The organism is Protofrankia sp. Cr2, assembly GCF_963555885.1.
Classification (GTDB): domain Bacteria; phylum Actinomycetota; class Actinomycetes; order Frankiales; family Frankiaceae; genus Protofrankia.
In genome coordinates, this window is record NZ_CAUVXG010000051.1 from 28,556 (window position 1) to 33,608 (window position 5,053).

Consider the following 5,053-nt stretch of genomic DNA (forward strand, 5'->3'; position numbering starts at 1 on the left):
CCGTCGGGGTCGCCGCCTGGCGACTCGGGGCGGGCCGTTCCCGCAAGGAGGATCCGGTGTCGGCGACCGCCGGTGTCCGGTGGTTGGCGGCTGTGGGGGACCGGGTCAGCGCCAGGTCACCGCTGCTGGAGCTCCACACCCACGATCCCGCTCGACTGCCGGCCGCCCTGGAAGCGCTCACGAACGCCGTCGAGATCGGCGACACACCCCCGGTCGTCGAACCGCTGATCCGTGACCGCATCCACCAGTAGCTCGTGGTGTTCACAGACATGGCCTGGCGTGTCAGGAGGCAAGAAGGCTGGTGACCTCGCGTGGGGAAAGTGGTGGCGCAAGGTGATGGTCGGGGTGGCGCCAACCGCCTGGCCGACCGGCGACCACCGGGTCGAGATCCTCGGGCGGGAGCAGACGGGCCACCGCCTGCCCATCGCTGGTGATCAGAAATGCCTCGCCGGAGCGGGCGCGATCAAGATACTCGGCAACGTAGTCGATGAAGTCGCGGATGCTCACCGTCGAGCCCGAGCCCGAGCCCGAGCCCGAGCCCGAGCCCGAGCCCGACCGGGCGGGCTCCCGATCGCCCGGTCGGTTGCCGATGTACCGGCGGGGCGACGGGACGGAAGGGACGGCCGGGAGCGCTTCGTCGCTGCCATCGGCTTCATCCGTTTCATCCAGTGATGGACGGTTTTCGTCTTTGCTTGATGGAAAACACATGTTTCGAACGGTAACGGATCAGAACCGGATCGCGGAAGAGCACCGTGTGTCCTACCGTGCATGATCGCAATAATTCCCCGCGGCGCGGGGAAGTCTGCTGTGGGCACCGACCCGCGGCTCCCGTACGGTCGGACGATGAGTGCGCCCGCCCCGCCACCGTCGTTGGACGCCATCCGTCGGGCGCCCAAGGTGCTGCTGCACGACCATCTCGATGGCGGCCTTCGTCCCGCGACCGTCGTCGAACTCGCCGACGAGGTCGGCTACGACGCCCTGCCCACCGTGGCTGTGGACAAGCTCGCGACCTGGTTCCGCGGCGGCGCCCACAGCGGGTCACTGGTGCGTTATCTGGAGACGTTCAGCCACACCGTCGGGGTCATGCAGACCGCGGACGCGCTCGCCCGGGTGGCCCGGGAATGTGCCGAGGATCTTGCTGCGGACGGCGTCGTCTACGCCGAGGTCCGGTTCGCTCCAGAGCTGCACGTCGAAGGCGGGCTCGCACTCGACGCGGTGATCGAGGCGGTTCTGGACGGCTTCCGTGCCGGTTCGGCCGGGACCGGGCTGAAGATCCGTGCCCTGGTGACCGCCATGCGTCACGCGGCCCGGTCGTTGGAGATCGCCGAGGCCGCCGTCCGGTGGCGGGATCGGGGTGTCGTCGGTTTCGACATCGCCGGTGCCGAGGCCGGCTTCCCGCCCACCCGCCACCTGGATGCGTTCCAGTACATGCAGCGGGCGAACGGGCACTACACGATCCACGCCGGCGAGGCGTTCGGGCTACCGTCGATCTGGGAGGCGCTGCAGTGGTGCAACGCTGACCGTCTCGGTCACGGAGTTCGGATCATGGATGACATCGCCATCGACCCGGACGGTGAGGTGATTCTCGGGCGGCTCGCCAACTACGTCCGTGACGTCCGGGTGCCGCTGGAGATGTGCCCCACGTCCAACGTGGACACGGGGGCGTGCGTCAGCATCGCCGAGCATCCCATCGGTCTGCTGCGCAGGCTCCACTTCCGGGTGACGGTCAACACCGACAACCGGTTGATGAGCGGTGTGACGCTGTCGAGTGAGTTCGCCACTCTGGTCGACACCTTCGGCTACGGCTGGTCGGATATTTCGTGGCTGACCGTGAACGCCATGAAATCGGCCTTCATTCCGTTCGATCAGCGTCTCGCCATCATCAACGATGTGATCAAGCCTGGTTTCGCACGGTTGCGCTCCGGTGGGTAGCCGGTCGGCGGATGCCGTGCCCGTCCCGGCTCGGGCCGCCGGGCGCCCGGTGCCGGAGCGTGCGCGTACCGGCGTCGCGGCCGGGCCGGACGGCCGTCCGCGCTGTCCCTGGGCGCTGTCCGCGCCCGAGTACATCGCCTATCACGATGAGGAATGGGGGCGTCCGGTCCACGACACCGTCACTCTGTTCGAACGCCTCAGCCTCGAAGCATTCCAGTCCGGTCTTTCCTGGCTGACGATCCTGCGCAAGCGGGAGGCCTTCCGGCGCGCGTTCGCGGGATTCGATCCGATGGTCGTCGCGTCATTCGATTCGGCAGATGTCGAGCGGCTGATGGCGGACGCGGGCATAGTCCGAAACCGGCGGAAGATTCTTGCGACGGTTGGCAATGCCCGTGCGGTCCTGGCGCTGGACGTGCCATTAGGCGAACTGGTCTGGTCGTTTCGGCCCGCTGCCACGGTGGCCCCGCTGGCACCGGCTGTGATCGCCGACGTACCCGCCTCCACACCTGAGTCGGTGGCGCTGGCGAAGGCGCTGAAAGCCAGCGGCATCGTTTTTGTCGGCCCGACGACAGCCTATGCCCTGATGCAGGCGTGTGGCCTGGTTAACGACCACCTCGCCGCCTGCGTGAACAGGTAGCCGGTAGGTGGATCCGCCCGTCGGCGCGGCCGGCGTCCGAGGGTGCGGGCCCAGCTCGGGCCGACCCCGCGAGGTCTCGCGGTCCCGATGGGTCGGGCTGATCCGCTACCATAACTGATCATGTCGGACGTAGTGGTACTCGCGATTGTCAGCGTGGCCGTGACCGGCCTGGGCGTGCCGGGAATCCTGGCGTTGGCGGGCCGGCTGGAGTCGCGGCGGTCGCAACGGCTCGCCATTGGAAAGGAATGGCTTGACGTGCTCGACTTCGCCGCCGAGCAGCTGGCGAGATCTCAGCGAACCACCGGGCAATGTATCGGGCTGTGGTCCCGGGGAATCATGGACAACGACGACGAGGCACGAGAATGCCTCAAGCGTCGCAACGAGGCGAACGAAGCGGCGCGCACCGCCTATGGGCGGCTGTATATCAGATTCGGCCCGGCCTCGGCCGTTGTACGGCACTATGACGAGGCGATCGAAAGCACGCAACGGCTGACCGAGGTGCTGCGAGGCTATCGGGCCGGCGACACCTACGACGCCTGGGCGCAGCAGGCCGGCGCCGAGTCCGCGGAGCTCACCGCCGCGAACGAAAGGTTTCTCAACGTAGCCAACAGGGCGATGTCGGGGACGGCGCTGTCAGCCAAGGCGATGTCGGCCAAGGCAGTGTCACCGAAGCCAGCGCCGGGCAAGGCTGTGTCGGGCAAGGCAGTGCCAGCCAAGGCGGCGTCGCCGGAGGCAGCGGCAGCGACGGCTGCGAAGGCGGCGAAGGCGGCGGCGCCGAAGGATGTACCGCCGAAGGATGTGCCGGCGAAGGAGGTGTCGGCCCGGAAATGACACGGGGTGACCCGTCCGAGTGCCAGGGTCCCCGGATTTTCGCGAAGCGGACGTTCGGGGTAGGCCGTAGAGCGACCGGCAATCGGGGCGCGGCGTCGCGGGGCCGGGGCACGCACCTCGCCTCGTTGTCGTCGGTCGATACCCAACACCAGGGTGCCTCCCTCCTCCGCCTCGCGATCTACGTGCCCCAGCCCCGCTCCTTGATCCACGCCCCTATTGCCGGGCGCTCTTATTCGGGGACGGCGGCGAGGACGTCGCGGGTGGCGGACATGCCGAGCCTGGTCGCGCCGGCCTCGACGAACGCGAGTGCCTGTTCGGCGGTGCGGATGCCGCCGCTGGCCTTGATGCCGAGCCGGCCACCGATCGTCGCCCGCATCACCCGTACCGCCCGCAGGCTCGCCCCACCGGCGGGGTGAAAGCCGGTCGAGGTCTTCACGAACTCGGCGCCGGCCGATTCGGCCGCCCGGCAGGCCGCCGCGATGCTCGCGTCCGGGAGCAGGGCACTTTCGATGATCACCTTGAGGATCACGTGCGGTGGGACCGACAGCCGAACCTCCGCGATCTCGGCCTCGATCGACCGCCAGTTCTCCTCCATCGCGCAGGCCAGGTCGATCACCAGGTCGATCTCGTCCGCACCGTCGGCCACCGCCCGGCGTGCCTCCTCGGCCTTGACGACGGTCAGGTGGGTACCGTGGGGAAAGCCGATCACCGAGGCGACCGCGAATGCCGGATCGGCCGATCGGGCCTGGGTACCGTCTGGGCCGCTGCGACGTGCCGCGGCGGCGGCCAGGTAGACGTGGGTGGGCGCGACACACACCGTGGCGACTCCGAGCTCGGTCGCCTCGGTGCACAACGCGAGGACCTCCTCGCCGACGGCTTCGGGCCGCAACAGAGTGTGGTCGATCATCCGGGCCAGTTCGGACCGGCGCGGCAGTGGAGCACCAGGCGCGGATTCGCCGGCTCCGACTGGACGGTCCGCACCGCCTGGACGGTCCTCGCCGGGGGAGATGCTTGCCATGCAGCCCATCATTGCGGGTGGAAGCGAACGGGACCATGGCACTGTGCAGGAGGCGAACGAATCGTGCGGGTCGACGTCGTCGAACATCCCCTGGTAGCGGCGCGGTTGACGGTGCTGCGTAACAAGAGCACCGAACCGCCCGTGTTCCGGGTGGCCCTGCGTGAACTGGCGACCATGCTGATCTATGAGGCTGCTCGGGAGTTGGTCACCGTCGGGTACACCGTGGCCACTCCGCTCACCCCCACCAGCGGGCGCAGGCTGGCCACGGCACCGATCGTCATCCCGGTGCTGCGGGCCGGGCTGGGGATGCTGGAGGCGGCGCTCGGTCTGCTGCCCGAGGCGCGGACGGGCTTCATCGGCCTGGCCCGGGACGAGAAGACCTTCCAACCGCACGCCTACCTGGAGTCGTTGCCGGAGAACCTCGCCGGGTATCCGGTGCTGCTCCTGGACCCGATGCTCGCCACCGGTGGATCAGCGGCACACTGCCTGAACCTGCTGGCCGACCGCGGGGCCACCGGCATGATCATGATCTGCGTGCTCGCCGCGCCCGAGGGCATCGCGGCGCTGGACGCGAGCGGTTTCGACGTGCGGGTGGTCACCGCGAGCATCGATGAGCGGCTGAATGACGACGCCTT

6 protein-coding genes and 1 pseudogene are annotated in these 5,053 nt (G+C 68.7%); 5 read left to right on the forward strand and 2 right to left on the reverse strand.

Annotated features, from left to right (window positions below; translation table 11 throughout):
- Nucleotides 1-251: pseudogene (locus U9978_RS19170) on the forward strand (thymidine phosphorylase); the annotation flags it as partial.
- A gap of 31 nt (nucleotides 252-282) precedes the next feature.
- Here the strand turns inward: U9978_RS19170 and U9978_RS19175 are convergent.
- Nucleotides 283-507 (reverse strand): hypothetical protein, encoded by a 225-nt coding sequence (locus tag U9978_RS19175; protein ID WP_322762516.1) that lies wholly within the window; start codon nucleotides 505-507, stop codon nucleotides 283-285.
- A 336-nt stretch (nucleotides 508-843) separates the two neighbouring features.
- On the opposite strand from U9978_RS19175, the gene U9978_RS19180 reads away from it, so the two are divergent.
- From U9978_RS19180 to U9978_RS19190, 3 genes are all read left to right on the forward strand, one after another.
- Entirely contained in the window at nucleotides 844-1,932 is a 1,089-nt protein-coding gene (locus U9978_RS19180) for an adenosine deaminase (protein ID WP_322762517.1), read from the forward strand.
- Between the two features lie 49 nt (nucleotides 1,933-1,981).
- Complete coding sequence (locus U9978_RS19185) at nucleotides 1,982-2,569, forward strand: DNA-3-methyladenine glycosylase I (RefSeq protein ID WP_322762521.1); 588 nt, start codon at nucleotides 1,982-1,984, stop codon at nucleotides 2,567-2,569.
- 120 nt (nucleotides 2,570-2,689) lie between these two features.
- The gene (locus U9978_RS19190; RefSeq protein WP_322762518.1) at nucleotides 2,690-3,400 is read left to right on the forward strand and encodes a hypothetical protein; all 711 of its coding nucleotides are present in this window, start codon (nucleotides 2,690-2,692) and stop codon (nucleotides 3,398-3,400) included.
- A gap of 229 nt (nucleotides 3,401-3,629) precedes the next feature.
- Here U9978_RS19190 and deoC read toward each other — a convergent pair whose 3' ends face one another.
- Nucleotides 3,630-4,418 (reverse strand): deoxyribose-phosphate aldolase, encoded by a 789-nt coding sequence (gene deoC, locus U9978_RS19195; protein WP_322762519.1) that lies wholly within the window; start codon nucleotides 4,416-4,418, stop codon nucleotides 3,630-3,632.
- A gap of 63 nt (nucleotides 4,419-4,481) precedes the next feature.
- Between deoC and upp the strand changes: the two genes are divergently transcribed.
- The coding region (gene upp / locus U9978_RS19200) for a uracil phosphoribosyltransferase (protein ID WP_322762520.1) at nucleotides 4,482-5,053 on the forward strand (572 nt) is incomplete at its 3' end.

What these genes read in the sequence shown, in the direction of transcription:
- U9978_RS19180 (WP_322762517.1), top strand. Translation starts at nt 844, where the DNA reads ATGAGTGCGCCCGCCCCGCCACCGTCGTTGGACGCCATCCGTCGGGCG.
- U9978_RS19190 (WP_322762518.1), top strand. Translation starts at nt 2,690, where the DNA reads ATGTCGGACGTAGTGGTACTCGCGATTGTCAGCGTGGCCGTGACCGGC.
- deoC (WP_322762519.1), bottom strand. Translation starts at nt 4,418, where the DNA reads ATGGCAAGCATCTCCCCCGGCGAGGACCGTCCAGGCGGTGCGGACCGT.